General features: G+C 68.8%; 19 protein-coding genes. 5 read left to right on the forward strand and 14 right to left on the reverse strand.

Annotated elements, in window-relative coordinates; all coding sequences use genetic code 11:
* Nucleotides 1-8 precede the first annotated feature (8 nt).
* Genes ACODRX_RS08505 through ACODRX_RS08515 form a run of 3 tightly spaced genes read left to right on the forward strand, consistent with a single transcriptional unit; the run spans nt 9 to nt 3,273 of the window.
* A complete protein-coding gene (locus tag ACODRX_RS08505) occupies nt 9-902 on the forward strand; it encodes a putative selenate ABC transporter substrate-binding protein (RefSeq protein WP_488870915.1) in 894 nt (297 codons plus the stop codon).
* Complete coding sequence (locus ACODRX_RS08510) at nt 899-1,708, forward strand: phosphonate ABC transporter ATP-binding protein (RefSeq protein ID WP_488870916.1); 810 nt, start codon at nt 899-901, stop codon at nt 1,706-1,708. The genes ACODRX_RS08505 and ACODRX_RS08510 overlap by 4 nt, the downstream gene beginning before the upstream one ends.
* Complete coding sequence (locus tag ACODRX_RS08515) at nt 1,699-3,273, forward strand: PhnE/PtxC family ABC transporter permease (protein ID WP_488870918.1); 1,575 nt, start codon at nt 1,699-1,701, stop codon at nt 3,271-3,273. Before ACODRX_RS08510 ends, ACODRX_RS08515 begins: the two co-directional genes overlap by 10 nt.
* Nucleotides 3,274-3,290: 17 nt before the next feature.
* Here the strand turns inward: ACODRX_RS08515 and ACODRX_RS08520 are convergent, their stop codons facing one another.
* A complete protein-coding gene (locus tag ACODRX_RS08520; protein ID WP_488870920.1) occupies nt 3,291-3,899 on the reverse strand; it encodes a TetR/AcrR family transcriptional regulator in 609 nt (202 codons plus the stop codon).
* 108 nt (nt 3,900-4,007) lie between these two features.
* Between ACODRX_RS08520 and fabF the strand changes: the two genes are divergently transcribed.
* Nucleotides 4,008-5,279 (forward strand): beta-ketoacyl-ACP synthase II, encoded by a 1,272-nt coding sequence (fabF, locus tag ACODRX_RS08525; RefSeq protein ID WP_488870941.1) that lies wholly within the window; start codon nt 4,008-4,010, stop codon nt 5,277-5,279.
* Nucleotides 5,280-5,339: 60 nt separating this feature from the next.
* On the opposite strand, the gene ACODRX_RS08530 is transcribed toward fabF, so the two are convergent.
* The 10 genes from ACODRX_RS08530 to ACODRX_RS08575 all read right to left on the reverse strand — a co-directional run bounded on the left by ACODRX_RS08530 (nt 5,340) and on the right by ACODRX_RS08575 (nt 17,847).
* On the reverse strand, nt 5,340-5,927 hold the full coding sequence (locus tag ACODRX_RS08530) for a hypothetical protein (RefSeq protein ID WP_488870921.1): 588 nt from the start codon (nt 5,925-5,927) through the stop codon (nt 5,340-5,342).
* Nucleotides 5,928-6,212: 285 nt separating this feature from the next.
* On the reverse strand, nt 6,213-7,394 hold the full coding sequence (locus ACODRX_RS08535) for an MFS transporter (RefSeq protein WP_488870922.1): 1,182 nt from the start codon (nt 7,392-7,394) through the stop codon (nt 6,213-6,215).
* Nucleotides 7,395-7,471: 77 nt separating this feature from the next.
* Nucleotides 7,472-7,972 carry a MarR family winged helix-turn-helix transcriptional regulator gene (locus tag ACODRX_RS08540; protein ID WP_488870923.1) on the reverse strand — a complete coding sequence of 167 codons (501 nt, stop codon included), beginning with the start codon at nt 7,970-7,972 and terminating at the stop codon, nt 7,472-7,474.
* 210 nt (nt 7,973-8,182) lie between these two features.
* The gene (locus ACODRX_RS08545) at nt 8,183-10,450 is read right to left on the reverse strand and encodes a TonB-dependent receptor (RefSeq protein ID WP_488870924.1); all 2,268 of its coding nucleotides are present in this window, start codon (nt 10,448-10,450) and stop codon (nt 8,183-8,185) included.
* Between the two features lie 124 nt (nt 10,451-10,574).
* Nucleotides 10,575-11,579: a siderophore ABC transporter substrate-binding protein gene (locus tag ACODRX_RS08550; protein WP_488870925.1), complete on the reverse strand. Its 1,005-nt coding sequence runs from the start codon at nt 11,577-11,579 to the stop codon at nt 10,575-10,577.
* Nucleotides 11,576-12,352 carry an iron ABC transporter ATP-binding protein gene (locus ACODRX_RS08555; protein WP_488870926.1) on the reverse strand — a complete coding sequence of 259 codons (777 nt, stop codon included), beginning with the start codon at nt 12,350-12,352 and terminating at the stop codon, nt 11,576-11,578. The genes ACODRX_RS08550 and ACODRX_RS08555 overlap by 4 nt, the downstream gene beginning before the upstream one ends.
* Complete coding sequence (locus tag ACODRX_RS08560; protein ID WP_488870943.1) at nt 12,349-13,296, reverse strand: iron chelate uptake ABC transporter family permease subunit; 948 nt, start codon at nt 13,294-13,296, stop codon at nt 12,349-12,351. Before ACODRX_RS08560 ends, ACODRX_RS08555 begins: the two co-directional genes overlap by 4 nt.
* Complete coding sequence (locus tag ACODRX_RS08565; RefSeq protein WP_488870944.1) at nt 13,296-14,243, reverse strand: ABC transporter permease; 948 nt, start codon at nt 14,241-14,243, stop codon at nt 13,296-13,298. The genes ACODRX_RS08560 and ACODRX_RS08565 overlap by 1 nt, the downstream gene beginning before the upstream one ends.
* Nucleotides 14,244-14,254: 11 nt before the next feature.
* A complete protein-coding gene (locus ACODRX_RS08570) occupies nt 14,255-16,042 on the reverse strand; it encodes an ABC transporter ATP-binding protein (protein WP_488870927.1) in 1,788 nt (595 codons plus the stop codon).
* Complete coding sequence (locus ACODRX_RS08575; protein ID WP_488870929.1) at nt 16,036-17,847, reverse strand: ABC transporter ATP-binding protein; 1,812 nt, start codon at nt 17,845-17,847, stop codon at nt 16,036-16,038. Before ACODRX_RS08575 ends, ACODRX_RS08570 begins: the two co-directional genes overlap by 7 nt.
* A gap of 167 nt (nt 17,848-18,014) precedes the next feature.
* Here ACODRX_RS08575 and ACODRX_RS08580 point away from each other — a divergent pair, with 167 nt between their 5' ends.
* Nucleotides 18,015-18,635 carry a TetR/AcrR family transcriptional regulator gene (locus tag ACODRX_RS08580; protein ID WP_488870930.1) on the forward strand — a complete coding sequence of 207 codons (621 nt, stop codon included), beginning with the start codon at nt 18,015-18,017 and terminating at the stop codon, nt 18,633-18,635.
* Between the two features lie 72 nt (nt 18,636-18,707).
* On the opposite strand, the gene ACODRX_RS08585 is transcribed toward ACODRX_RS08580, so the two are convergent.
* Genes ACODRX_RS08585 through ACODRX_RS08595 form a run of 3 tightly spaced genes read right to left on the reverse strand, consistent with a single transcriptional unit; the run spans nt 18,708 to nt 23,372 of the window.
* Nucleotides 18,708-20,003 carry a c-type cytochrome gene (locus ACODRX_RS08585; protein ID WP_488870931.1) on the reverse strand — a complete coding sequence of 432 codons (1,296 nt, stop codon included), beginning with the start codon at nt 20,001-20,003 and terminating at the stop codon, nt 18,708-18,710.
* Nucleotides 19,996-20,565, reverse strand: coding sequence for a (2Fe-2S)-binding protein (locus ACODRX_RS08590; RefSeq protein WP_488870933.1), 570 nt, complete (start codon nt 20,563-20,565; stop codon nt 19,996-19,998). Before ACODRX_RS08590 ends, ACODRX_RS08585 begins: the two co-directional genes overlap by 8 nt.
* Nucleotides 20,565-23,372 (reverse strand): xanthine dehydrogenase family protein molybdopterin-binding subunit, encoded by a 2,808-nt coding sequence (locus tag ACODRX_RS08595; RefSeq protein WP_488870935.1) that lies wholly within the window; start codon nt 23,370-23,372, stop codon nt 20,565-20,567. Before ACODRX_RS08595 ends, ACODRX_RS08590 begins: the two co-directional genes overlap by 1 nt.
* Between the last annotated feature and the right edge of the window lie 374 nt (nt 23,373-23,746).

Below are 23,746 nucleotides of genomic sequence, written 5' to 3' on the forward strand. Positions count from 1 at the left end.
AGCTTTCGATGACCCACCTTCCTGCGCGCCGCCGGGCGCTGCGGCATGCGGCTGCCTGCGCGCTGGCCGCATCCTCCCTGTCCACCATGGCCGCCTTGCCGGCGCTTGCCGCCGATCCGCAGGTGCTGCGCGTATCGGCGATCCCCGACGAGGCGCCCACCGAGCTGCAGCGCAAGTTCGAGCCGCTGGGGCAGTACCTGTCGCAGGCCATCGGCATGAAGGTGGTGTTCACCCCGGTGTCCGACTATGCGGCGGTGGTCGAATCGCTGGCCACGCGCAAGCTCGACATGGCGTGGCTGGGCGGCTTCACCTTCGTGCAGGCGCGCATCCGCACCAAGGGCACGGCCATCCCTATCGTGCAGCGCGCCGAAGACGCGCAGTTCACCTCCAGGTTCATCACCGCCGATCCGGCCATCAAGACGCTGGCCGACCTCAAGGGCAAGAGCTTTGCATTCGGCGCGCCCTCGTCCACCTCGGGCAGCCTGATGCCGCGCTTCTTCCTGCAAAAGGCCGGCCTCAACCCTGAAAAGGACTTCAAGACCGTGGCCTACTCGGGCGCGCACGATGCCACCGTGGCCTTCGTGGCCGCGGGCCGCGCCGAGGCCGGGGTGCTCAATGCCTCGGTCTGGGACAAGCTGGTCGAGTCGAAAAAAGTGGATACCGCCAAGGTGCGCGTGTTCGACACCACGCCGCCCTACTTCGACTACAACTGGACGGTGCGCGGCGACCTGAGCCCGGCGCTGGTCAAGAAGCTGACCGACGCCTTCCTCGCGCTCGACGCATCCAAGCCCGAGCACAAGGCCATCCTGGAGCTGCAGCGCGCCTCGCGCTTCATACCCACCCAGTCTGCGAACTACGACGGCATCGAGGCCGCCGCCAAGACCGCCGGACTGCTGAAGTGAGCTTTGCGCTGCAGGACGCGGGGCTGGCCTACGGCGCAGCCACCACGCCCGTGCTGGCCGGCATCACGCTGGCCGCGCGCCAGGGCGAGCACATCGCGCTGATCGGCCCGTCGGGCGCGGGCAAGACCTCGCTGCTGTCGCTGATCGGCACCGCGCAGGCGGCCACCAGCGGGCGGCTGTCGGTGCTGGGCGCGCCGGTGCCCGCCAACGCGCCGCCACAGGCACTGCGCCGGCTGCGCGCGCGCATCGGTACCGTCTACCAGGCCGCCCCCATGGCGCCGCGCCAGCGCGTGGTCACCGCGGTACTGGCCGGCCGGCTGGGCCAGTGGCCGGCATGGAAGGCGCTGGCCTCGCTGCTGTACCCGCAGGATGTGGCGGGCGCGCGCGATGCGCTGGCGCGCGTGCAGCTGCAGGACAAGCTTTTCGTGCGCTGCGACCAGCTCTCGGGCGGGCAGCTGCAGCGCGTGGGCATCGCCCGCGTGCTCTACCAGGAGGCCGAGCTGATCCTGGCCGACGAGCCGGTGTCCGCGCTCGATCCGCTGCTGGCCCAGGCCACGGTGCAGCTGCTGGCGCGCGCAGCCAGCGCGCGCGGCGCCACGCTGGTGGCCAGCCTGCATGCGGTCGAGCTGGCGCTGGCGCACTTTCCGCGCATCGTCGGCATCCGCGCTGGGCGCATCGCGTTCGACCTGCCCGCCAGCCAGGTCACCGAGCCGCTGCTGGCGGCGCTCTATGCCGGCGACGGCGCGCAGCCCGCTCAGCCCGCCTGCGCGCCAGCCTTGCAGCCACTCACCCGCGCATGCTGCTGAGCGCCACGCACCGCGATCCTGCCGCGCCAGGCCGGTTCACGGCCGTCGCGCTGGGCCTGCTGGTGCTGTGGCCGCTGCTGCATGCCGCGGGCTGGAATCCCGCCGCCCTGCTCTCGCCCGACAACCTGCGCGTGGCGGGTGGCTTTCTGGCCGGCTTCTGGCCGCCCGAGACCGGCGCCGAATTCCTCGGCTACCTGGGCCGCGCCACGCTGCAGACACTGGCCATCGCCACGGCGGGCCTGGCGCTGGCCTTCGTGCTGGCCGTGCCGCTGGCCTATGCGGCCACCGCCGCCGTGCGCGCATGGCCCGAAAAGCCTGCCTACCGCCCGTTGGCGCGCGGCCTGCTCACGCTGCTGCGCGGCATTCCCGAGCTGGTCTGGGCGCTGGTCTTCGTGCGGGTCTTCGGCCTGGGGCCGGCCGCCGGCGTGCTGGCGCTGGGGCTCACCTATGGCGGCATGCTGGCCAAGGTGTATGCCGAGATCCTCGAATCCACGCCTGCCGCGCCCGCCCGTGCGCTGGCGCTGGCCGGCGCGCGCCGGCCGCTGGCCATGCTGTACGGGCTGCTGCCGCAGGCCGCCAGGGAGCTGGTGTCGTACACGCTGTACCGCTGGGAATGCGCCATCCGCGCCTCGGTGGTGATGGGCTTTGTCGGCGCGGGCGGCCTGGGCCAGCTGATGGACCAGGCCATGAAAATGCTCAATGGCGGCGAAGCCTGCAGCATCCTCATCACCTTCATGCTGCTGGTGCTGGGCGCCGATGCGCTGTCGGGCCTGCTGCGCCGCGCGCTCGACGCGGCGCCCGCCGCCACCCGCGCGCCGCTGGGCTGGCGCAGCGCCGCCGTGGCTGCGGCCATTGCGCTGGGCCTGCTGGCCAGCCTGCACCTGCTGGACATCCAGGCCGGCGCGCTCTTCACCGCCGAGGCAGCGCACACCATGGGCGAATTCGTGCGCGAATTCTTCCCGCCCGATACGAGCAGCGGCTGGCTCGCCCGGGTGGTGCGCGGCACCTGGGAGACGCTGGCCATCTCTATCGTCGGCACCTTGCTGGCCGCCGCGCTGGGCCTGCTGCTGGCGCTGCCGGCGCGGCGGTGGTGGCGCGCGCCCTGCACGCTGGCGCTCAATGCGCTGCGCTCGGTGCCCGAGCTGGTCTGGGCCACGCTGACCGCGCTGGCGGTAGGCCTGGGGCCCTTCGCCGGCGCCCTGGCGCTGGCACTGCACACCACCGGCGTGCTGGGCCGCCTGTATGCCGAAGCCCTGCAAAACACGCCGCCCGCCGCATCACAGGCCCTGCGCCATGCAGGCAGCGGCCGCGCCATGGCCTTTCTCTACGGCACCCTGCCGGCTGCAGCGCCGCAGCTAGCGGCCTACACGCTGTACCGCTGGGAGATGAACATCCGCATGGCCGCCATCCTGGGCTTTGTCGGTGCCGGCGGGCTGGGCCAGCTGCTGTATGTGGAGCTGTCGCTGTTCCACCATGCCCAGGCCTGCACCGTCATCATCGCGATGCTGGCGCTGTCGGTGGCGGTGGATGCGGGAAGCGCCTGGGTTCGGCGGCGCATGGGGTAGGTCCGGCTCAGCCCCGCTCAGGCAGGCGTTGGCTTGTCTGCGGGCGCAAGCTGCTCCCGCACAGTCCGCAGTATTTCCTCCGACAGCGCCGGATTGCCCGCCGCTGTTGCGCGGGCCAGCACCAGGGCGCCAACCATGCTGCTGAGGGCCGCGATGGTCCGCGGGCGCCTGTCGGGCCCATCGCCCTCCAGCACGCGCATGAAGCGCTGGATATTGCCCTCCACGCCCTGCGCAAACACGTCCGACATTTCCGGGCCGGCGCGCGCGGCATCGGCCGCCAGCGCTGCTGCCGGGCAGCCTTCGCCCGGGTGGTCCCGGTGGCTGGCCGACAGGTAGCCATGCACCAGCGCGCGGAAACTGGCCGCGCCGCCCTCCACGGCGTCCGAACCCGGGGCCTGCAGATTGCCCAGCGGCGTGATCGTCCATTCAAAAGCGCGCAGGCAGGCCTCCCGCGCCAGCGCATCCTTGGATTCGAAGTGCCGGTACAAGCCGCCATGCGTCAACCCGGCATCCCGCGTGATCTCGGCCACCCCCACGCCGTCCAAGCCCTTCTGCCGGTAGAGGCGGGCGGCGGCCTCCACAATGCCGGCCCGGTTCTCTGCGGCCTGAGTTTTGCTGACTTTCATTCTTTAGATGATACCCATCATCTAAACTGATTTATGATGACGACCATCATCAATGAGGCCACCTCCACCGTCATGGCGATTGGCCCAGCAGGCGAAGGGTTCATGCATATGGCGCGGCGTGTTGTCATCACGGGTTTGGGGTTGGTTTCTCCTTTGGGCTGCAATGTGGAGCTGGCGTGGCAGCGCCTGCTGGCGGGCCGGTCGGGGCTGCGTACCCTGCCCCCCGCCATGGGCGAAGGCACTGGCGTGGCCGTCGTGGGCCGGGTACCCGAGCTGCACGAAGACTCCGAGGCGGGATGGAATCCGGATGCGGTCGCCTCTGCCAAGGAGCAGCGGCGCATGGACCGTTTCATCGCCTTTGCCCTGGGTGCCGCCGGGCAGGCCCTGGCGCAGGCCCGGTGGGCATCCCCCACCGCGGTGCAACAAGAACGCGCGGCAACCATCATCGGCTCCGGCGTCGGCGGCTTCGGCACCATCACGGAAGCCGTGCGCACCACCGATGCCAAGGGGCCTCAGCGGCTGTCGCCGTTCACCGTGCCCGCCTTTCTCGCCAACCTGGCCGCGGGACAGGTATCCATACGGCACCAGCTCAAAGGCCCTCTGGGCGCGCCCGTCACGGCGTGCGCGGCCGGCATCCAGGCCATAGGCGATGCCGCGCGCCTGATCCGCAACGACGAAGCCGACATGGCGCTGTGCGGCGGCAGCGAGGCCACCATCGACCGCGTGGCGCTGGGCAGCTTTGCCGCCGCCAAGGCACTCTCGACCCATTTCAACGACTGCCCGGCAAAAGCCTCCCGCCCTTTCGACTCGGCGCGCGACGGGTTCGTAATGGCCGAGGGCGCGGGCCTCTTGGTGATCGAGTCGCTCGACCATGCGCTGGCGCGAGGCGCCCAGCCCCTGGCCGAAGTGATCGGATACGGCACCTCGGCAGATGCCCACCATGTCACCTCTGGGCCGGAAGACGGCTCCGGAGCCGCGCGGGCCATGCAGGCAGCACTGGGGCAGGCCAAGCTGCAGGCCCGCGACATACAGCACCTGAATGCCCACGCCACCTCGACCCCGGTGGGGGATCGGGGCGAGTTGGCGGCCATCCGCCATGTGTTCGGCACGGGCCATGGCCCTTCCATCACCGCGACGAAATCGTCGCTGGGCCATATGCTGGGGGCGGCCGGCGGTGCCGCCGCCGTGTTCACGACGCTGGCATTGCGCGACCAGCGGGTGCCCGCGGTGCTCAATCTTGAGCACCCCGATCCGCTGGCCGATGGCCTGGACCTGGTCGCGGGCAGCGCAAGATCCCAGCAGATCGAACACGCGATGCTGAACGGCTTTGGCTTTGGCGGTGTGAATGCCACGCTGATTCTCAAGCGATTCGACCGCTGACCGCCTGGGTTCTGCGGCACATGGGCTGAGGGTCAGCCCCCAGCCCAGGAAAAAGCCGCCTCAGCCTGGCTTGCTCGCCGGCTGCCGCCCGGCCTGCCGCTCCTTGAGCCAGCTGTCGTGCAGCCATTTCTCGGTCTGGCGGTGGCCGGGAAAGCTGATCCAGGTGATGTCGCGCTCGAAGACCATGGGCTTCTCGTCAGCGCCGACGATCACCCAGAACCACAGCCCGTCGGCCTGGTTGCGGGCCTTGAGCTTCATGCCGGTCAGCGTGATGGTTTCGGCGCGGCCGTTGCGTTCGACGCGGATCGGCTCGTCATGCGGCTCGATCCAGCTGATCTTCATGCGCGGCAGCAGCTCGGGCGCATGCGCCTGCAGGAATGCGCGGGCGATGGCCTCGCTGCGCTCGCGGCTGGGCAAGGGCCTGCCGGCCAGGTCCAGCGATATGTTGGCAAAGCCCTTCAAGGTGCCGTCCTGGGCGATGACGGTGCTGAAGTGCTCGCCCTCCAGGCCGGTATTGCGGCCGTCCTTGCGCTCGTAGCGCGTCAGCGTGGCCGCGGTGCCATCGACGGCGACGGCGCTGCTCAGCACCTGCGCATGGCCCTCGGGCACGAACTCGGAATGGAAGGCGGCGATGGATGGATGGGTCATGGCGGTGTCCTCGGATGGCCTGGTTGGGGCCTGGGCATGGGCTTGAAGCGGCACGGAAATTTGCAGGGCCAGCGCGGCCAGCAAGGCAAGGTGCAAAGGAATAGGCTTGTGCATGATGGGCGTCTCCTTGGGTCAATGAAGTGGCGCATGGGCATGCGCTGCAAGTAGGGCCGCGAGATTCGCGGGCCCGGCGATGGCAATGGAAATATCCATGGTTCGATCTCCCTCAAACACACACCAATTGCGGGCTGGCCGGTGTGCGATGCCAGTTGTCTCCTTCAGCCGCTATGTGGGCTTGTGCAAGCCGGTCGCCGCATACAGCGCGCAGCAAGCCACCAGCGCCGCCAGCAGCAGATAGGCGCCCTCCAGCCGCAGGCTGGCGGTCTGCTGCGCCAGCCATGGGCCCAGGCTGGCGCCCAGGAAGAGCACGAAGGTATAGAGCGCCACCGCCAGGCCGCGCACCGGCGCGGCGCTCAGGCTGGCCACCCGGGCGATCAGGCTGGGCACGCTGATGCCTATGCCGGCCACGAAGACAAAACTGGCGGCCAGCAAGGCCATCACATGGGCCGCGCCCGCCAGGCCGGCCAGCGCAAGACCCAGGGCGGCGCAGGCCAGGCCAAGGCCGAGAATCCGCTGCGCCCCCAGGCGCGGCATGGCCGCCGCCACCGCCAGCGGCATCAGAAAGGCCGGCGCGGCCAGCACGCGGGCCATCAACGGCGAGATGCCGTGCCGCGCCAGCCCTGGCTGCAGCCGCAGGTCCAGCACCATGTAGAACGCCACGAAGCACATCAGCAGCAGGAACGCCGGCACATACACCCGGCGCAGCCGCGGGTCGGCCAGCAAGGCGCCCACGGCGCGGTAGCTGCGCCAGAAACCCTTCATGCCCGGCACGCCCTGTGCCGTGGCGCCATCGGCAGGCGTGCGCCACAGCTGCCAGCCGGTCAGCGCATAGACGCCGCACAGCGGCAGCATCGCGGCGCCCAGCCCCCAGCGCGCGGCCACGGCAGCGCCATAGACCTGGCCCAGCAAGCCCGCCGAAAGGAATGCGGTGCTCATCCAGGCCACGCTCCAGATCCGCTGCCCGGGCGTGCCGCGCTCGGCCAGGTAGGCGATGGCCACGGGCGGAAAGGAAGCCGCCGCAAAGCCTTGCAGCATGCGCCCGGCCACCAGCAGCGGCGCGGCCTGCAGCAGCGCCAGCAGCGCGGTGGCAGCCGTCAGGGCCGCCAGCCCCGCCACCATCACCGCGCGCCGGCCCAGCCGGTCGGACAAAGGCCCGAACAGCACGAAGCCCAGCGCATAGGCCAGGCCAAAGCTGCTGACCATGCCGGCCGCGCCCACGCCATGCCTTTGCTCCACGAGGGGCAGCACCGGCAGCGGCAGGTAGAGCAAGGACACCACCGCCAGGGCGCACAGCACCATCAGGATGCGCAGGCGCGCCGGCGGCGCTTGGTGGGTGGATGGTTTCATTTGGTTCCTCTCTGAAATGCAGTTTTCTACATATTTACCGGAAAGAAAGCGGCGCTTCGCCGCTGGGCCGCCCGGCCCTAGGGCAGCACGCCCGCCCGGCCGAGCTTGAGCATCAGTTGATTGAGCATGCGCCGTTCGTCGGCGTCGAAGTGGCTCATCAGCGCTGCGACCCACTGGTAGTGGGGCGGCAAGGCCTTGTCCAGGGCCTCGCTGCCTTGCTGCGTCAGCCGCACCAGCCAGGCGCGCCGGTCCTGCGGGTCCATGTCGCGCCGGCACAGCCCGGCGGCCTCCATGCGGTCGATGGCCCGGGTCATGGTCTGCGAAGTCACCCCCACGCCATTGGCCAGGGCGCCGACGCTGAGCCCGTCGAGATTGCGCTTGAGCAGGATCAGCACGAAAAACTGCGTCTGCGACAGGCCGCCGGTGCGGGCGAGATTGGCATCGAACGCCGAGAGCATCCCGCTGGTCGCCGATGCCCAGATCAGCCAGGTATGCAAACCCTCGACATCCGGGTTGCCGTATTCCTTGCCCATCCGCACCAGGGTGTCGCGGCTGGGAAGATCCTTGAGTTCAAACATTGCGCATGCATCCTTCTTCGTTCCAAACTGCAATGTAGCAATACACACACATGAAGTCAAGCCATGCCGGCGCCCCCCGGGAATCCGCCGCCGGGATTCCATCGGTTCGAGGCACAGGCGTCAAGGCAGAACCACGGCCACGCACCGCAGCCAGGCGCCCCCAGCCGCAACTCCGTGGCACCTGTGCGCCCGTGCGCCTGCCCGCCGCGATCAGAAATCCATCGTGGCCGAGAGCTGGAAGGTACGGGGTGCCCCCAGCGCCAGGCTGGTGAAGTGCGGCTTGGCCCAGTAGGCCTTGTTGGCCACATTGGTGACGGCGGCGCGCAGGGTCAGCGGGCGGCTGGAGACCTTGGTGGCGTAGCGCGCGCCCAGGTCGAACACGGTGCGCCCGGGTATCGACAGCGTGTTGTCCGCGCTGAGGTATTGCCTGGTTGCGGCGGTGGCGTTGGCGGTCAGCGTCAGTCCCGGCATGGCGGGCACATCCCATTCCCCGCCCAGCTTGGCCTGCCATTTGGGCAGGCCGGTGGCCTGCTTGCCCTGGCTGGAGGCAACGGCAGCCCTGGTGACCTCGGCATCCGAATAGGCAATGCCGCCCATCAGGCGCACGCCATGCAGCGGCGAACCGAAGAAGCCCCACTCCAGCCCCCGGTTGCGCTGCTCGCCGCCGAACGAGAAGACGTTGGTGACCGGGTCGGTATAGCTGCTCGGGCGCTTGATTTCATACAGGCTGAGCGTGTGGGCGAATTCACCGAGATCGAACTTGACGCCGACTTCCTTCTGCTTGGTCTTGTAGGGTGCAAAGACCTCGCCCGCGTTCGCCGCGGTGGTGGGCGCCATGGCACCTTGGCTCAGGCCCTCGATGTAGTTGGCATAGAGTGAAACATGCTCGGCCGCCTTGACCAGCAGGGCCGCAGCCGGCGTGGTGGCGCTTTCCTCGTAGCGGCTGCCGGTGCGCGCGCCGCTCGCGGCGTTGAAGCTCTCGTTGACCACCTGCTGGCGGCGCAGGCCCAGCGTCAGCTGCACCCGCTCCTGCGCGAAAGACAAGGTGTCGGCCAGGCCGACGCTGGTCAGGCGCGTATCCGTCTTGGTGAGCGCGGGGATGCTGGCGGGGCGCGCGGCCTCGGGGCCCCAGACCGGGTTGTAGATATTGGTCACCCAATCCTGCGGCAGCAGGTTCCTGAAGCCGTTGAGGCGGTAGTCCTCGCTGTAGTACGTGGCGTTGAGCGCGAACTGGTGGCCCATGGCGCCCGTGCGCAGCCTGCCCTTGATGCCCGCCTCGGCCGATTTGCGCTCCATCCGGTCGGACACGCCGCTGAAGTTGGTGCGGAAATCGCCCGCCTGGTTGAAGACCTGGCCCGCGCCCATGTTGGAGTCGAACTCGGTCTTGCTGGCCCCTGCGGCGGCATAGGCCATCAGCTGGTCGTTCAGGTCGAACTCGCCGCGCACCATGGCGCCCTTGTCGATGCTGTCATAGAAGGCCCAGGGCGGATTCCACGAGACATCGGGCTTGGGCGGCTTGGGCACCGGCAGGCCGGGAGCCAGCGTGAGGCCCCGGGTCAGGCCATTGGCGCGGTCTCGGCTGTGGAACAGGTCGGCCGACACGCGCACGCGCTCGCCGCGCCAGTCCAGCCCCAGCGAGGCCAGCGAGATCTTCTTGTCCTGCGTCTTCACGGCGGTCTCGCCATCGCGGTATGCGCCGTTGAAGCGGATGCCGAACTGCTTGTGCTCGCCAAAGCGGCGGCCCAGGTCGATATGGCCGCCGAAATGCGAGCGGGACAGGTAGCTGGTCGTCAGCCGCGTCAACGGCTCATCGCCGGCACGCTTGGGCACCAGGTTGATCGCGCCGCCCGCCGAGCCCTTGGGCGGCATGCCGTTGAGCAAGGCCGAAGGCCCCTTGAGCACCTCGACGCGCTCGAACATCTCGGGCGAGCTGCGGTAGTACGCGGCCATGCCGGCCAGGCCGTTGACCGTCACATCGCCCACGCTGGAGGCCAGGCCGCGGATCGAGTAGCTCTCGTTGCTCTCGCCCGGAATGCCGCTCATGAACACCGTGGGATCGGTCTTGGCGATCACTTCGCTGATGTCCCTGGCCTGCTGGTCGGCAATGAACGTGTCCGTATAGGTGATGGTGGAAAAAGGCGTTTCCATGAAATCCTTGTCGCCCAGAAAGCCCATGCGGGAGCCGGTGCCCACCTGGCCGCCGGCGTACGCGGGCCTGGCCGCCTCCTCCTTGACGGTCACCGCTGGCAGCGTCGCCATCTCTTCGGCGGCCTTCTTGCCGGCGCCCGCCGGCGCGTCGGCCACCTGGGCCCGCGCCGCCGGCGCCGCCACCGCCAGTGCGCCAGAAACCAGGCCTGAAGTCAGGCCGCACAGCAGCGCCTTGTGCACCGCCGCGGCGGTACGGTCCAGGGCGAAGTGCGCAGGGGATGCCCGCCGCGCCGGGTAGGTGGCGGCGGGGTCAAAGTGGCGCCAGGTCATGCGATGTTCCTTTCAGTTGAGGCCGGTGGCTGCGGCCAGGTTGTGCAAACAAGAGAAGAAGCAATAAGGCCAATGAGAATCATTTGAATCAGCAAACAAAACTGGAGGCAGGCGTGCTGCGGGATCAGCCGCCATAGCCCCTGATCACGTCGTCGATCACGAGCTTTACCGAGTTCACGCTGGCGGCGGTGACGTACCAGGCCTGCGCATCGGCAAACACCACGCGGCCGTTTTTCCAGGCATTGGTCTGCCGCAGCAGCGGGTTGCCCAGGGTCTCGGCAGTGAGCACCGGGCGGCCCTCCATCACCGCGGTGCGGTCCACCACATAGATGACATCGGGGTTGGCCTGCTGGATGAATTCGCTGGAAACCGGCTGGCCGTGCAGGCTCGCTTGCGCCGCCGGGCCGGCCGGCTTGACGCCGAGCGCGCTGAAGACGAAGCCATAGCGGGAGTGCTCGCCAAAGGAGCTGAAGGCGCCGTTGTTGTGCAGCACGATCAGCGCCTTCTCGGGGCGGCCTCGGGTCACTCGCCTGGCCTCGTCGACCTTGGCATCCAGCCCGGCTGCCTTTTGGCGTGCGAGCTCTTGCCTGCCGAAGATCCGCCCCAGCGTCATGAGGTGGTCCTTGATGACCTCGATGTGCCCGGCCTGGCTATCGCGGTAGTCCACGTCGAAGTGGATGGTCGGCGCGATCTCGCTCAGCTCCTTGTAGTGGCTGGCCTGCAGCGAGGTGATCAGGATCAGGTCGGGCCGGGCCGCATGCACCCGCTCCAGGTTGGGCTGTACGATGGCGCCCATGTCCTCGACTTCCGGGGCATCCTTGTAGCGGGCCAGGAAGTGCGGCACGAAGTCCTTGGGCATGCCCACGACCGGAACACCCAGCTGGTCGAGGAAGTCGACCTCGTTCATGTCCAGCGCCACCACGCGCCGGGGCAGCTTGCCGATCACGGTCTCTCCCAGCTGGTGCCGTACCGTGACGGGCTCGTAGGCCTGCGGCATGCCCGGGCCGGCAGCGGGCTGCGCCGATGCCGGCGATTGCGTCGCCGCCTTGTCGCCACAGCCGTGCAGCGCGGCCATGGCGGCCAGCAGCAAGGCCGGCGCCCAGTACCGGTATCTGTGTTTGAAATTCATTCCAGCGCTCCTGATGGGTTGAAGTAGTTGCACAGGCATCCGCGTTCGCCGTGCGTGATCTCGAAGTCCAGCCCGTACAGCTGGCGCATGCGCTCCTCGGTCACCACCTGCGGCACCGGGCCGGCGCAGTGCACCGCGCCGGCCTTCATCGCCACGATGTGGTCGGAGTAGCTGGCCGCGAAGTTGATGTCGTGCACCACCAGGATCACGGTGCGGCCGTACTCGTCGCACAGGCGGCGCAGCGCGCGCATGATCTGCACCGCATGCCGGATGTCGAGGTTGTTCAGCGGCTCGTCAAGCAGCAGGCAGTCCGTCTGCTGGGCGATGGTCATGGCCAGGAAGGCCATCTGGCGCTGGCCGCCGCTGAGCTCGTGCAGGTAGGCGCCGCGCAGCGGCTGCAGCGTCAGGAAGGCAATTGCCTCGTCGATCGCCCGGTGGTCGGCGAGCGTCAGCGCGCCGCGGCTGTGGGGAAAGCGGCCGAAGGCGACCAGCTCCTCCACCGTCAGGCGCAGGTTGAAATCCGGGGCCTGGCGCAGGGTGGCCACGCGCCTGGCGTAGTCGCCGATGCGCATGTCCGCGGCCCTTTGGCCCCCGATCAGTATCTCGCCGCCGCTGGGCTGCAGCAGCCGGGCGAGCATCATCAGCAGCGTGCTCTTGCCCGCGCCATTGGGGCCGATGAGCGATGTCAGCCGCCGCGCAGGAAAGCGCAGGCTCACCTCGCAGAGAACGGCCTTGGCGCCATAGGACTTGGAGAGCTGGTTGACCGTGATCATGCCGTTCTTTGGGTGCGCACCATCAGCGCGAGGAACCAGGCGCCGCAGACCAGGTTGACCAGGATGCCGACGGTGGTGCGGTAGTTGAAGAGGTGTTCGACCGCGAGCTGGGCCGCGATGAACATGCCGGCGGCAATGGCGCAGCCCGTGGGCAAGGTGACCCGGTGCCTGAAGCTGCGCGCCAGCGCATAGCTGGTGTTGGCAACGAAGATGCCCATGAAGGCCGTGGGCCCGAGCAGGCTGGTCGACACCGCCACCAGCACCGCGGTCAGCGCGAGGTGCAGCCGCACGGTGCGCTGGTAGTCCACCCCCAGCGACATGGCCTGCTCGCGGCCCAGCGAGAGCACGTCGAGCGCGGGCAGGCTCTTGCGGCCCAGCAGGCCCACCGCCGCGACGAGAATGGCCGAGACCAGCAGTTGCGCGGGCCCGGCCTTGCCAAAGGAGGCCTGGCTGAAGCCCAGCAGCACCGAGAACTCGCCAGGGCTGACCTTGAGCTGCACGAACTGCGTGAAGGTGGCCATCACCATGCTCAGCACCAGGCCCAGCAGCAGCATGAAGTACACGTTGCGGCCGCCCTCGCGCAGCAGCCAGCGGTGCATGGCCCACGCGTAACCCAGCATCAGCAGCACGGACAGCGCGAAGTTGCCGTTCGCGCCGAGCACGGCCAGGCTCTGCGTGCCCATGGCCAGCACCAGCAGCGATTGCAGCAGCAGGTAGAGCGCCTCGTAGCCCATGATGGCCGGCGTCAGTATCCGGTTGCCGGTGATGGTCTGGAACACGATGGACGACCAAGCCACGCAGACCCCGCCGATGAGCATGGCCGCCAGCCGGCCCAGCCGTTTGGGAATGACGTAGCCAACATCAAGGCCCGAGCCGATGAGCACGAAGGCCAGCGCCAATGCGATGAGCGCGATCCAGGGCGCGCGCCTGCAAGCCATGCGCATCATCGGCTCCCGCGCAGGATCAGCGCCAGAAACAGCACGCCACCCACGCCGCCCGCGGTCAGGCCGATGGGCACCTCGAACGGATAGATGAGCAGGCGCCCCAGGATGTCGCAGGCCAGCAGCAGCGACGCGCCGCCCAGCGCCACCAACGGCAGGGTGCGGCCCAGGTTGTCGCCGCAGCGCAGCGCGACCAGGTTGGGAACCACCAGCCCGACAAAAGGAATCGCCCCCACGGTGATCACCGTGGCGGCCACGGTGACGGCCACCAGCATCAGGCCCAGCGCCACCATGGCCGGGTAGTTCAAGCCCAGGCTGGTGGCCATGCCCTCGCCCATGCCCAGCACGGTGAAGCGATGCGCGTACAGATAGGCCAGCGCGACGATGGGCAGGATCAGGTAGACGATTTCGTAGTTGCCCTGGACGATCCGCGAGAAGTCGCCCAGCAGCCAGCCCTGCATGCTTTGCAGCATGTTGTGGCGGTAGGCGTAGAACTCGGCAACCGCGCTCAGCACGCCGCCGTACATCAGGCCGATCACCGGAATGAGCACCGTGTTCCTGAACCGGATGCGGCGCACCACGGCCATGAAGCCCAGGTTGGCGGCAAAGCAAAACACCAGAGCGAACAGCATGCGGCCCGCCGGCCCGGCCGCGGGCGCCACCGTCAGCGCCACCAGGATGCCGAGCTTGGCCGCATCCAGCCCGCCCGAGGTGGCCGGCTCGACGAACTTGTTGCGCACGATGTGCTGCAGGATCACGCCGCAGACCGACAGGCCGGCGCCGCTCAGCACCAGTGCCGCCAGGCGCGGCAGCCGGCTGGCCGTCAGCGTCAGCCAGGCGTCGCCCGACAGCGACAGCAGCTGGGCCCAGGCCATCTGCCGCGCGCCGACCAGCAGCGACGCGCCGCACAGCACCAGGAACAGCACCAGGCCCGCACGGCCGGCACGCATCCGTATCCGCATCAGCAACGCGCTCCTTCGGCGGATGCCGGGGCCTCGGTGGGCTCGGGGGCGATGCGCCAGCCCTTGGCGGCCTGGCGCTGGCGCAGGAATTGCGCGTACCGCCCGCCGCTCTCGCGCAGCTGCCCCGGCGTGCCCTGCTCGACCACCCGGCCGCCCTCCAGCACCACGACCTGGTCGGCCATCGCCACGGTGGCAAGCTGGTGCGCGATCACCACCAGGGTGCAGCGGCCGCGCAGCCGCGCCAGCGCCTCGGCGATGACCGCCTGGTTTTCCGCGTCCAGCGCGGCGGTGGCCTCGTCCACCAGCAAAATGGGCGCATCCTTGATCAGCGCGCGGGCGATGGCGATGCGCTGGCGCTCGCCGCCGGACAGGCGCGCCCCACCCTCGCCCACCGGCGTCTGCAGCCCCTGCGGCAGGCGCCCGGCGATTTCCGCCACCCCGGCCAGGCGCGCCGCCTCGATCACCTGGGCATCGCTGGCCCCGGGCCTGCCGATGCGGATGTTCTCGGCAATGCTGCCCGAGAACAGATAGCTGTCCTGGAAAATCTGGCTGATCTGGCCCGCCAGTTGCGCGCTGGACATCTGCCGCACATCCACGCCGCCGACGCGCACGCTGCCCTGGCCCACGTCGAAAAAGCGCGCCACCAGCCTGGCCAGCGTGGTCTTGCCCGAGCCGGACTCGCCCACCAATGCCGTCATGCTGCCGGCAGCAATGCGCAAATCCACCCCGCACAGCACCTCGGCGCCATCCGGCGCATAGCGAAAACGCACGCCACGCAGCTCGATGGAAGCATCGCGCGGCGCCTGGGGCTTGGCCGGCTCGGGCAAGGGCTGGGCCTCGAAGAGCTCGCGTATCGCATCGAGCTGGCCGCGCGCGCCGCGCAGCACCTCGCCATAGCCGGCCACTTCGAGCAGCGAGTCGATGAAGCGGCAGGCCAGCAGCAACGCAACCATGAGCGCCGTGACCGCATCCGCGGAAAGCCCGCCGCCCAGGCGGGCATCCAGCCACAGCACCGCCGCGATCAGCAAGGCCGCGAACACCGCCTGCACGGCCCAGGCGTTGGCCACCGCCGCGCCGGCCGACAGCCAGATCAGCCGCGCGCCCGCCTTGCGCTGCCGCCCGGCCGCCTGCTCAAGCAGGTGCATGCCGCCGCCTTCGCCGTTGAAGGCGCGCAGCACCGACTGGGCCTGCGCGAACTCCACCATGCGCTGGCTCGCCTCGGCGAAGCTGCGCTGAAAGCCTGCGTCGGCCCGCCGCGCAAGCCTGGCCGAAAGCGCAAGCACCAGCGCCAGCAGCGGCAACGCCACCAGGGCGATCAGGCCCAGCGGCCCATGCAGCACGAACAGGGCCGCGACGAGCACCACCGGCATCACCACGCCCGCGATGACCGGCGTGAACACATGCGCGGGCAACTGGGCCGCGGCCATCATGCCCTGCATCACGATATGGCCCAGGCGGGCCGTGTTCCGCGGCGTGAACCAGCCCACCGGCAGGCGGGCCACGTGGTCGCCGAGGCGGTGGCGCCCGCCCTGCAAGATGGCCACGCCCACGCGCACGCCCGCCTGCTCCACGTGGCGCCGCAGGGCCCAGCACAGGGCCACGCCGGCCAGCAGCACGGCCAGCCAGGCCGCGGCGCGCCGCTGCTCGCCGCCCAGCAGATGGGTGAGCACGGGCACCAGCGCGGTCATCGTCAACCCGCAAAGCACACCGTAGGCGGCAGCCAGCCAGGCGTAGCGGCGCAGCACGGGCGCATCCTCGCCCAGCAGGCGGACCAGGGTCTTCAGCATGGCGGCTCCTGCTGCGCTTCGGCGACGTCGTAGCCCCCCTTGGCCCACAGCCGCGCATAGCGGCCGCCCCGCGCCAGCAACTGGCGGTGCGTGTCCTGCTCCACCAGGGCGCCGCCTTCGAGCACGAGAATGCGGTCGGCATGCATCACCGTATCGAGCCGGTGCGCGATGACCATCAGCGTGCGGCCTTGGGCAAAGCGCGACAGCGCGCGCTGGATCGCGGCCTCGTTGCCCGCATCCGCCGCGGCGGTGGCTTCGTCCAGCACCAGCACGGGCGGATCAAGCAGCACGGCGCGCGCGATGCTCACGCGCTGCAGCTCACCGCCGGAAAGCTGGGCGTCTTCGCCAACCACGCTGTCATAGCCGCGCGGCAGCGCCAGGATGCGCTCGTGGATCTGGGCCACCCGCGCCGCGTCTTCGACCTCCTGCTGGCTGGCCGAGGGCCGGCCCAGCGCGATGTTGTCGCGCACGCTGGCATGGATCAGGCGCACCTCCTGCAGCACGAAGCCTATGCGCCGGTACAGCTGCTCGGGCTCGATATGGCGCAGGTCCACGCCGCCGAGCAGGATGCGCCCTTCGTCCGGATCGAAAAAACGCAGCAGCAAGCGCGCCAGCGTCGACTTGCCCGCGCCCGACGGCCCGACGACAGCGGTGACCGTGCCGGGCTCCAGCGTGAAGCTGATGTCGGACAGCACACGATGCCCGCCGCCATGGGAGTGGCCCACGTTCTCGAAGCGCACGGCATGGCCCGCCGGCGCCTGCCGCAGGCCCGGGGCCGGGGCTTCGAGCACGGGCGTCTCCAGCAGCGCCAGCACGCGCTGCGCAGCCCCGGTGGCGTTGCCCAGGTCGTGCAGCAGCGTGTGCAGCAGCAGCACCGGTGCGCAGATTCCTGGGGCAACCAGGGCGAACGGCAGCACCTCCAGGGGCGCGATCCAGCCCCGGGCTGCGAACAGCGCGCCGCAGGCCAGCACCACGCCCAGCACCGTCACGGGCGCGATCAGGGCGTGCGCGCGGGCCATCGCGGCCACCAGTGGCCGGGTGAAGCCCACGAAAGCCTCGGCGAAGGCATCGACGGCCTCGTGGTAGCCGGCATGGGCCTTGCCAGCTGCGCCGAAGGCCTTGACCACGGGCATGCCGCTGACGAACTCGACCGTCGCGCCGTTGATGCGCCCCAGCCGTGCGACGAACTCCTGCATGTTCGCGCCGCTGGCCTTCATCGCATGGCGCAGGAACAGGAAGAAGCCGGGAAACGGCAGCAGCGCGGCCACGGCCATGCGCCAGTCCATGGCGAACAGGTAGATGACCGAGATCAGGATCGCGCCCGCCGCGCGCCCCACGGCGGTGTAGAAATGCGCGCTCAGGCTGTGCAGCGTGTCGATGTCGTCCTGCATGGCCTGCTTGACTTCGCCCGACGCGCGGCTCGTGAACCAGCCCAGCGGCACCCGGGCCAGCCGCCGCGCCATGGCCAGCCGCAGGCCATGCGTGAGACGGTTGTCGGCCAGGTGGGCAAGCAGTTCGCCGGCGGACACCAGCGCCATGCCGGCGAACAGGCACGCCACGCTGGCGATGGCCGTGCGCCAGATGCCGGCCCGCGCGGGCTCGGCCAGCGCAGCCAGCGAGGTACCGGCGTCGGCCAGAGCGATCTTCGCAATGTGCGCAATGCCGGCCAGCGGCACCAGCGTGAGCATGGTGCCCAGCGCGGCCAGTACGGCCGCCGCCATCAGCTGCCCGGCTATGGGCGCCAGCACCTGGCGAACCGGGCCGGGCGCCCGCGGCGGGCGGACGGAGGAGTCAGAAGTGCTCATGGAGAGAAAGCGCCCGCAGGTTCAGGCTGGCGGGCAAACAAAGATGCTGATGCGAATTAATTTCATTACTATAAACTAAATCACGAATTAGTTGCATCAACCTAAACTAAAAGATGGGATGCCGGTTAAAGTGCAGGCCTAGCAGCCGCCACGACCAAGGAGCAGACATGAAACCGGCAGAACAACCCACGACGCGGGGGCGCCCACGCACCATCACCCGCGAGCGGATTGCAGATGCCGGCATAGGGATAGGCCTGCCGAACATCACCTTCGTCGGCGTTGCCGCCGCGCTGGGCGTCAGCCACATGGCCTTGTACAAGCATGTGCCCAGCCTGCAGGAGCTCAAGCACCTGGTAGCCGAGGAGATATTCACCCGCTGGCAGATTCCCCAGGCCAGGGGGGATGGCCGGGCCGGCCTGAAGGACTACCTCATCGTGTTCACCGCATCCGTGCGGGAATTCGTCAAGCAGCATCCCGGGGTCACGCCCTATGTGATCCGCAGGTTGGCGGCGACCGAGCCCATGCTCGCCAAGATAGTCGGACACCAGCGGCATATCGCCCATGCCTATGGGCTTTCGCGCGAGCATGCACGCTGGCTGCTGGCGACCGTGACCTTCAACTGCCTGGCCGCGGCCGATACGGTGTATTCAGTGGCCGGGCGGGAGCCGGCCCTGGAGGCAGACCGCCTCGCGGAGGAAGCCGAAATGGAGGCGGAGCTGGATCAAGGCATCCAGGCGCTCATCGCCGGGGCACTGGTGATGCTGCAGGGCTTGCCGCCACAGGGCTGATGAAAAAAAGGCCGCGGGCGCCACGGCTTGAGCCCCAGCGTCCGCGGCCTCGCAGGCCCCGCTTCCGGCACCCTACCGGCTGTGCTCGATGGCCTGAATGTGCTCCGCCACCTGCGCGGCGGTCACGTCGGCCGGCTGGCGGCCCCAGGTCTGGCGCATGTAGTTGACCAGGTCGGCCATTTCCTCGTTGCTGAGCTTGTCGGCATAGGCGGGCATGGCCTGCATGCGCTCGCCATGGGCCAGGTCGCGCTCGTGCACGCCCTCGCGGATCACGCGGATCAGGTTGATCGGCGTGGGGAACATGGCCGTGGTGTTGGTGCTCATCGGCACCGACGAATGCGGCTGGCCTTCGCCCTGCGCGCCGTGGCAGCCCGCGCACAGGCCCAGGTACAGGTTCTCACCCTTGAGATTGCGCTGGCCCTCGGGCACCGCGGCTGCGCCGGGCTTGGGTCCGGGCATCTCGCGGTTCTGCGTCAGGTAGGCGGCCATGGCGCGCACGTCCGCCTCCGGCATACGCGAGGTGGAGTGCTCCAGCACCGAGGCCATGCGAAAGGTCATCACGCCCTGCGGCGATACGCCGGTGCGAAAGAACCTGAGCAGATCGTCCTTGGTCCAGCCGCGCTCGCCCAGGGCCCCGGGCGTGAGCGCCGGCGCGTACGAGCCCTCGATGGTGTTGCCCTCCAGGTAGTGCGACCGGTCCATCGCGAACGTGAGCTTGGTGCGCGGGCTATGGCATTCGGCGCAGTGCCCCAGCACGTCCACCAGGTATTTGCCGCGCACCAGCTCATCCGCCGACAGCTCGAACTCCTTGGCGGCGGGGCGGTTGAGCGCATTCCAGGTGGCCACCGCCGGGCGGATGTTGAACGGGAAATTCATCTCGCTGGGCTTGCTGGCCACCTCCACCGCGGGCTGCCTCATCAGCCACACCCACAGCGCATCCACATCGCCGCGGGTGATCTGGTGGTAGCTGGCGTAGGGCATCGCCGGGTACAGTATCTTGCGCCCGGGCGAGATGCCGGCGGCCACCGCCCGGTACAGGTCGTCGGCCGTCCAGTTGCCGATGCCGTGCTCCTTGGATGGCGAGATGTTGCTGCCGTACAGCGTGCCCATGGGCGTGACCATGGGCACCCCGCCCGCAAGCTCGGCGCCGGTGGCCGGCGAGCTGTGGCAGGCCGCGCAGTCGCCCGCGCGAAACACCTGCTCGCCGCGCTGGTACAGCACGTCGAGCTCCTGCGGGCCCAGCTTGGCGAAGTCCACCGTGGCTGGCGGCACATGGCTTGAGCTGCCGTACCAGTACATGCCGCCGGCCACCAGCACGCCCGCCACGGCGGCCAGGCCCAGGCCCTTGATCCAGCTGTGCTTAGCCATTGCTGACAACCTCCCTGGTGCGCTTGCCCGTGGTCAGGCCCGGCGTCTTCAGGATGACGTCGCGCACCGCGTTGTAGTAACGCACATAGCCGGTGCAGCGGCAGATATGGGGCTCCAGCTGCTGCTCGATGGCCGCCTCCACCTCGTCGGCGGGCACCGGGTGCTTGGCCAGCTTTTCCACCAGCACGGTGGCCGAGTTGACGAAGCCCGGCGTGCAGTAGCCGCACTGGAAGGAGTAGTGCTCCAGAAACACCTTTTGCACCGGCGACGGATGCACCACGCCCTGCTCGTCGACCGAGGCGATGCCCTCGACGGTGCGGATGGTCTTGCCGTTGAGCCAGGTCACGCCGGTCACGCAGGCGGGCACGGTGATGGAGCCCTTGTCCGGGTCGTCGACGATGATGGTGCAGGCGCGGCATACGCCCTGGCCGCAGCCCAGGCGGGTGCCGCTCATGCCCGCGTATTCCTGCAGGAACTCGATCATCATCAAGTCCTTGGGAACGTCGATGGGGCCTACTTTTTTGCGATTGATCGTGGCAGAGAATTGGATACGGTCCTGCATCACAGCACCTCCTTGATTTTGTCGGGGGTCACGGGGGTGGCATAGAAGCGCTTGCCCGTGGCATGGGCGATGGCGTTGACGCAGGCGGCGACCACCGGGATCATCACCACCTCGGCCATGCCCTTGGGCGGATCGGTGCGCGACAGCGGCGCCAGCACCTGGCCCTCGGCCTTCCACACCGCCACTTCGCTGGCGCGCGGCAGGTGGTAGCGGCTCAGGCCCCACTGGCCGTTGCCCGGGCCGGTTTCATAGCGCGGCAGGTCTTCATAGAGCGCATGGCCGATGCCCATGGCCACGCCGCCCTGTATCTGGCCGGACACCAGCTCGGGCACGATCTGCGTGCCGCATTCCAGCCAGGTGCGGTGCGACAGGATCTGCACCTTGCCGGTGCCCGGGGCCACGGCCAGCTCCACCATCGTGGCGCAGGGCGCGTAGTACACCGTGCCCGCGTTGTTGCGCTGCACCGGCGGGTAGTAGACCTTGTCGCGCGCGACGAAGGCGTAGCCGCCGGCATTCATGGCGGCCTTGCGGGCATCGCTCGCGCCGCGGCCGTATTGCACCGCGAGCGCATCCACCATCGCCTGGAACTTGTTGCCATCGACGCTGAAGTCCGCCCGGGCCCAGGCCCAGCGGTTGAACGCATGCACGCACACGCCGGTCACCAGGCCGAGCTCGTGCGCGCGGGCGGCCAGGCGCTCCAGGCTCAGCGGCTCCAGGCCTTCGGCCACCAGCATGCGGTCGCGCCATTCCAGCATGCCTTCGGTGACGCTGCTGGGCAGCATCTGCCCCCCGCCCTGCTTGCCGGACCAGATGGACTGGGCCGCGGGCCACAGGCACAGCTTGAGCAGCAATTGCGCCGCCTGCTGCGTGGCATGGCGGAAGTAGTAGGCCGAGTTCGAGGCCGACACCGGCGAGACCAGGCGCGGCACCCAATACGGATCCTTGGCGAGCTCGTCTTCCCTGGCCTGCGGCGTGGTGTAGGGCTCGTCCTTGGTGTGCAGGGGCAGGTTGTCCCAGTGGTTCACAGCGAAATCCACCTCGTCTGCCGGGCGCCCCAGGAACGGCTCCACCGCCACCAGCTGCGCGGTGGTGCTGCCGGTGCCGATCTCGGTGGCGATATGGCGCATCTTGATGCGCCCCTCGGGCGTGATCTCAAGCTGGGCGATCGAGGCCTCGGCGCCCGTGCCGAAGTCCTTTTGCACCGCGCCGAAGCCTATGCCGTAGAGCATGCCGGGATTGGCCGCCTCGTAGTCGGCCTTGCGCTGGGCGCGCTCGGTCCACATCGGCTCCTTGGCGGCCAAATCCAGAATCTCGCCGATGCGCAGCTGGCCCGAGGGCGATGCGCCCTGGGTGTTCTTCATGCTGCTCTTGAGCACGTTGCGCTGGCGCAGCGCTATGGCGTCGAGGCCGACCTCCTGGGCGATCTCGTCCACCAGCATCTCGGTATAGGCCATCGACTGCACCGTGCCGTAGCCGCGCATGGAGCCCGCCGTCACGCCGATGGACGGATGCACCTCGGTCGACAGATCGCTCTCGGGAAAGTAGTAGATCGACTGCGCCGCGGTCACCGCCACCGTGCCCACCGACGGGCTGAAGTTGGCCACGCCGCCGCCATCGCCCACCATGTGGCAGGTCAGCGCGTGGAACTTGCCGTCCTTGTCCACCGAGATGGCGGTTTCCACATCGAAGGGATGGCGCTTGAGCGCGAACTGGAAATGCTTCCAGCGGTCCAGCGCCAGCCGCACCGGGCGGCCCTGGGCATAGAGCGACGCCAGCACCACATAGAACGGAAAGGGATGGTGCTCTTTCTGGCCATAGCCCACGGTGTAGGCGCTCACGTAGTCCAGCTTGCCGAGCGGCAGCTTGCTGTCCTTGAGCATGTGCATCACATGCTCGGCCGTGCCATAGGGCGCCTGGCTCGCCGCCACCATGCGCAGCGTGCCGCTGCCACGGTCGTACCAGGCCAGGCCGTTCTCCATCTCCATGGCCACATGCTCGATGGACTGGCTGTAGTACTTGCGGGCAAAGGCGCGCAGGCCGTCCCTGGGCTGCTTCATCTCGGCCTGGATGCGCGCCGACTCGCCCATCAGCGCGCCGAAGGCGGGATGGCCCTGGTCCGGCCAGTGCACGCCCTGGTCGTCGAGCTGCGGCCAGATGACCGTGTCCTTCATCGGCGAGAACTTGTCCTCGCCGTACGCATCCTCGCCCTGCACCCGCACATAGCGCGCGGCCACATAGGGCGCGCGCGGCGGCTGCGCGGCCTGGGCGCCAAAGCGAAAGACCGCATCGTTGAAGCGCAGGCGCTTGTTGGCCACGCGAAATTTCTCATAGTCGTGCCATATGGCCACGGCCACCGGATGGCCGAGCATGCTCGGCAGCTGCCCCTTCTTGACGAAGAACTCGCCGTAGAAGCCGGGCTCGGGCATGCCTACGCCGTCAGCCGCTATGGACTCCGCATCGATCAGCACATCGGGCTGGTAGTCGCTGCCCAGCACCGACAGGTCCAGCCCCTCGTAGATGCGGTCCGCGCGCGGAACATGGATGGTCAGCGCATGCGACTGCTGCTCGGGCCAGCCCTGCATATCCCTGGCGCGCAGGTCTATGGCAAAGACCTTCTGCCCGGTGACCTTGGCCAGGCCATCGCGGCGGTAATTGAGCTTGTTGCCGCTGATCCAGTGGGATTCCTGCCCGCCGGCAGGGGTGATCAATTCCGCAAGCGCGTCTTTGACGGGGCGCACGCCTGCAATCACGCCCATGGCGGCGGCAGCCTTCAGGAAACTGCGCCGGTTCAAGTCCAGTTTGGACACTGCTCGCTCCTTGCTGCGAAGCGCACACACAGCAGCAAGGACTGGCGTGGGCACATCGCTAGATGACTATGTATTCCTGATGAGCGCCATACGCGCCCTCAAGAGTCAAAAAGCAGGTGATAACGCCTGCTGCCACTGCCGGTATCCATACCTGCACCTCGCCAGCATCGGCCGTCCGCCACGCTTTGGTCCTTAAAGACCAGGAAGCGCGGAATATACGGACAAAGTGTAGCCTTACCGCTTGTTACAAGCAAACGCAAGCTAATTACTCGGACAAACGCTGCCTGGCCGGGAATGCCGTTCACTTAGCAAGCCGAAGCTGCTGCCAGCCAGTGCGCAGGTTTGAAGGCAGAGGCCGGGACTCGCCCCGGCGG

It is taken from the genome of Comamonas sp. FG99 (assembly GCF_057808605.1).

Excerpts from the sequence above, each read along its gene's own strand:
- ACODRX_RS08505 (WP_488870915.1), top strand. The coding sequence starts at position 9 with ATGACCCACCTTCCTGCGCGCCGCCGGGCGCTGCGGCATGCGGCTGCC.
- ACODRX_RS08515 (WP_488870918.1), top strand. The coding sequence starts at position 1,699 with ATGCTGCTGAGCGCCACGCACCGCGATCCTGCCGCGCCAGGCCGGTTC.
- ACODRX_RS08520 (WP_488870920.1), bottom strand. The coding sequence starts at position 3,899 with ATGAAAGTCAGCAAAACTCAGGCCGCAGAGAACCGGGCCGGCATTGTG.
- fabF (WP_488870941.1), top strand. The coding sequence starts at position 4,008 with ATGGCGCGGCGTGTTGTCATCACGGGTTTGGGGTTGGTTTCTCCTTTG.
- ACODRX_RS08530 (WP_488870921.1), bottom strand. The coding sequence starts at position 5,927 with ATGACCCATCCATCCATCGCCGCCTTCCATTCCGAGTTCGTGCCCGAG.
- ACODRX_RS08535 (WP_488870922.1), bottom strand. The coding sequence starts at position 7,394 with ATGAAACCATCCACCCACCAAGCGCCGCCGGCGCGCCTGCGCATCCTG.
- ACODRX_RS08540 (WP_488870923.1), bottom strand. The coding sequence starts at position 7,972 with ATGTTTGAACTCAAGGATCTTCCCAGCCGCGACACCCTGGTGCGGATG.
- ACODRX_RS08545 (WP_488870924.1), bottom strand. The coding sequence starts at position 10,450 with ATGACCTGGCGCCACTTTGACCCCGCCGCCACCTACCCGGCGCGGCGG.
- ACODRX_RS08550 (WP_488870925.1), bottom strand. The coding sequence starts at position 11,579 with ATGAATTTCAAACACAGATACCGGTACTGGGCGCCGGCCTTGCTGCTG.
- ACODRX_RS08555 (WP_488870926.1), bottom strand. The coding sequence starts at position 12,352 with ATGATCACGGTCAACCAGCTCTCCAAGTCCTATGGCGCCAAGGCCGTT.
- ACODRX_RS08560 (WP_488870943.1), bottom strand. The coding sequence starts at position 13,296 with ATGCGCATGGCTTGCAGGCGCGCGCCCTGGATCGCGCTCATCGCATTG.
- ACODRX_RS08565 (WP_488870944.1), bottom strand. The coding sequence starts at position 14,243 with ATGCGTGCCGGCCGTGCGGGCCTGGTGCTGTTCCTGGTGCTGTGCGGC.
- ACODRX_RS08570 (WP_488870927.1), bottom strand. The coding sequence starts at position 16,042 with ATGCTGAAGACCCTGGTCCGCCTGCTGGGCGAGGATGCGCCCGTGCTG.
- ACODRX_RS08575 (WP_488870929.1), bottom strand. The coding sequence starts at position 17,847 with ATGAGCACTTCTGACTCCTCCGTCCGCCCGCCGCGGGCGCCCGGCCCG.
- ACODRX_RS08580 (WP_488870930.1), top strand. The coding sequence starts at position 18,015 with ATGAAACCGGCAGAACAACCCACGACGCGGGGGCGCCCACGCACCATC.
- ACODRX_RS08585 (WP_488870931.1), bottom strand. The coding sequence starts at position 20,003 with ATGGCTAAGCACAGCTGGATCAAGGGCCTGGGCCTGGCCGCCGTGGCG.
- ACODRX_RS08590 (WP_488870933.1), bottom strand. The coding sequence starts at position 20,565 with ATGCAGGACCGTATCCAATTCTCTGCCACGATCAATCGCAAAAAAGTA.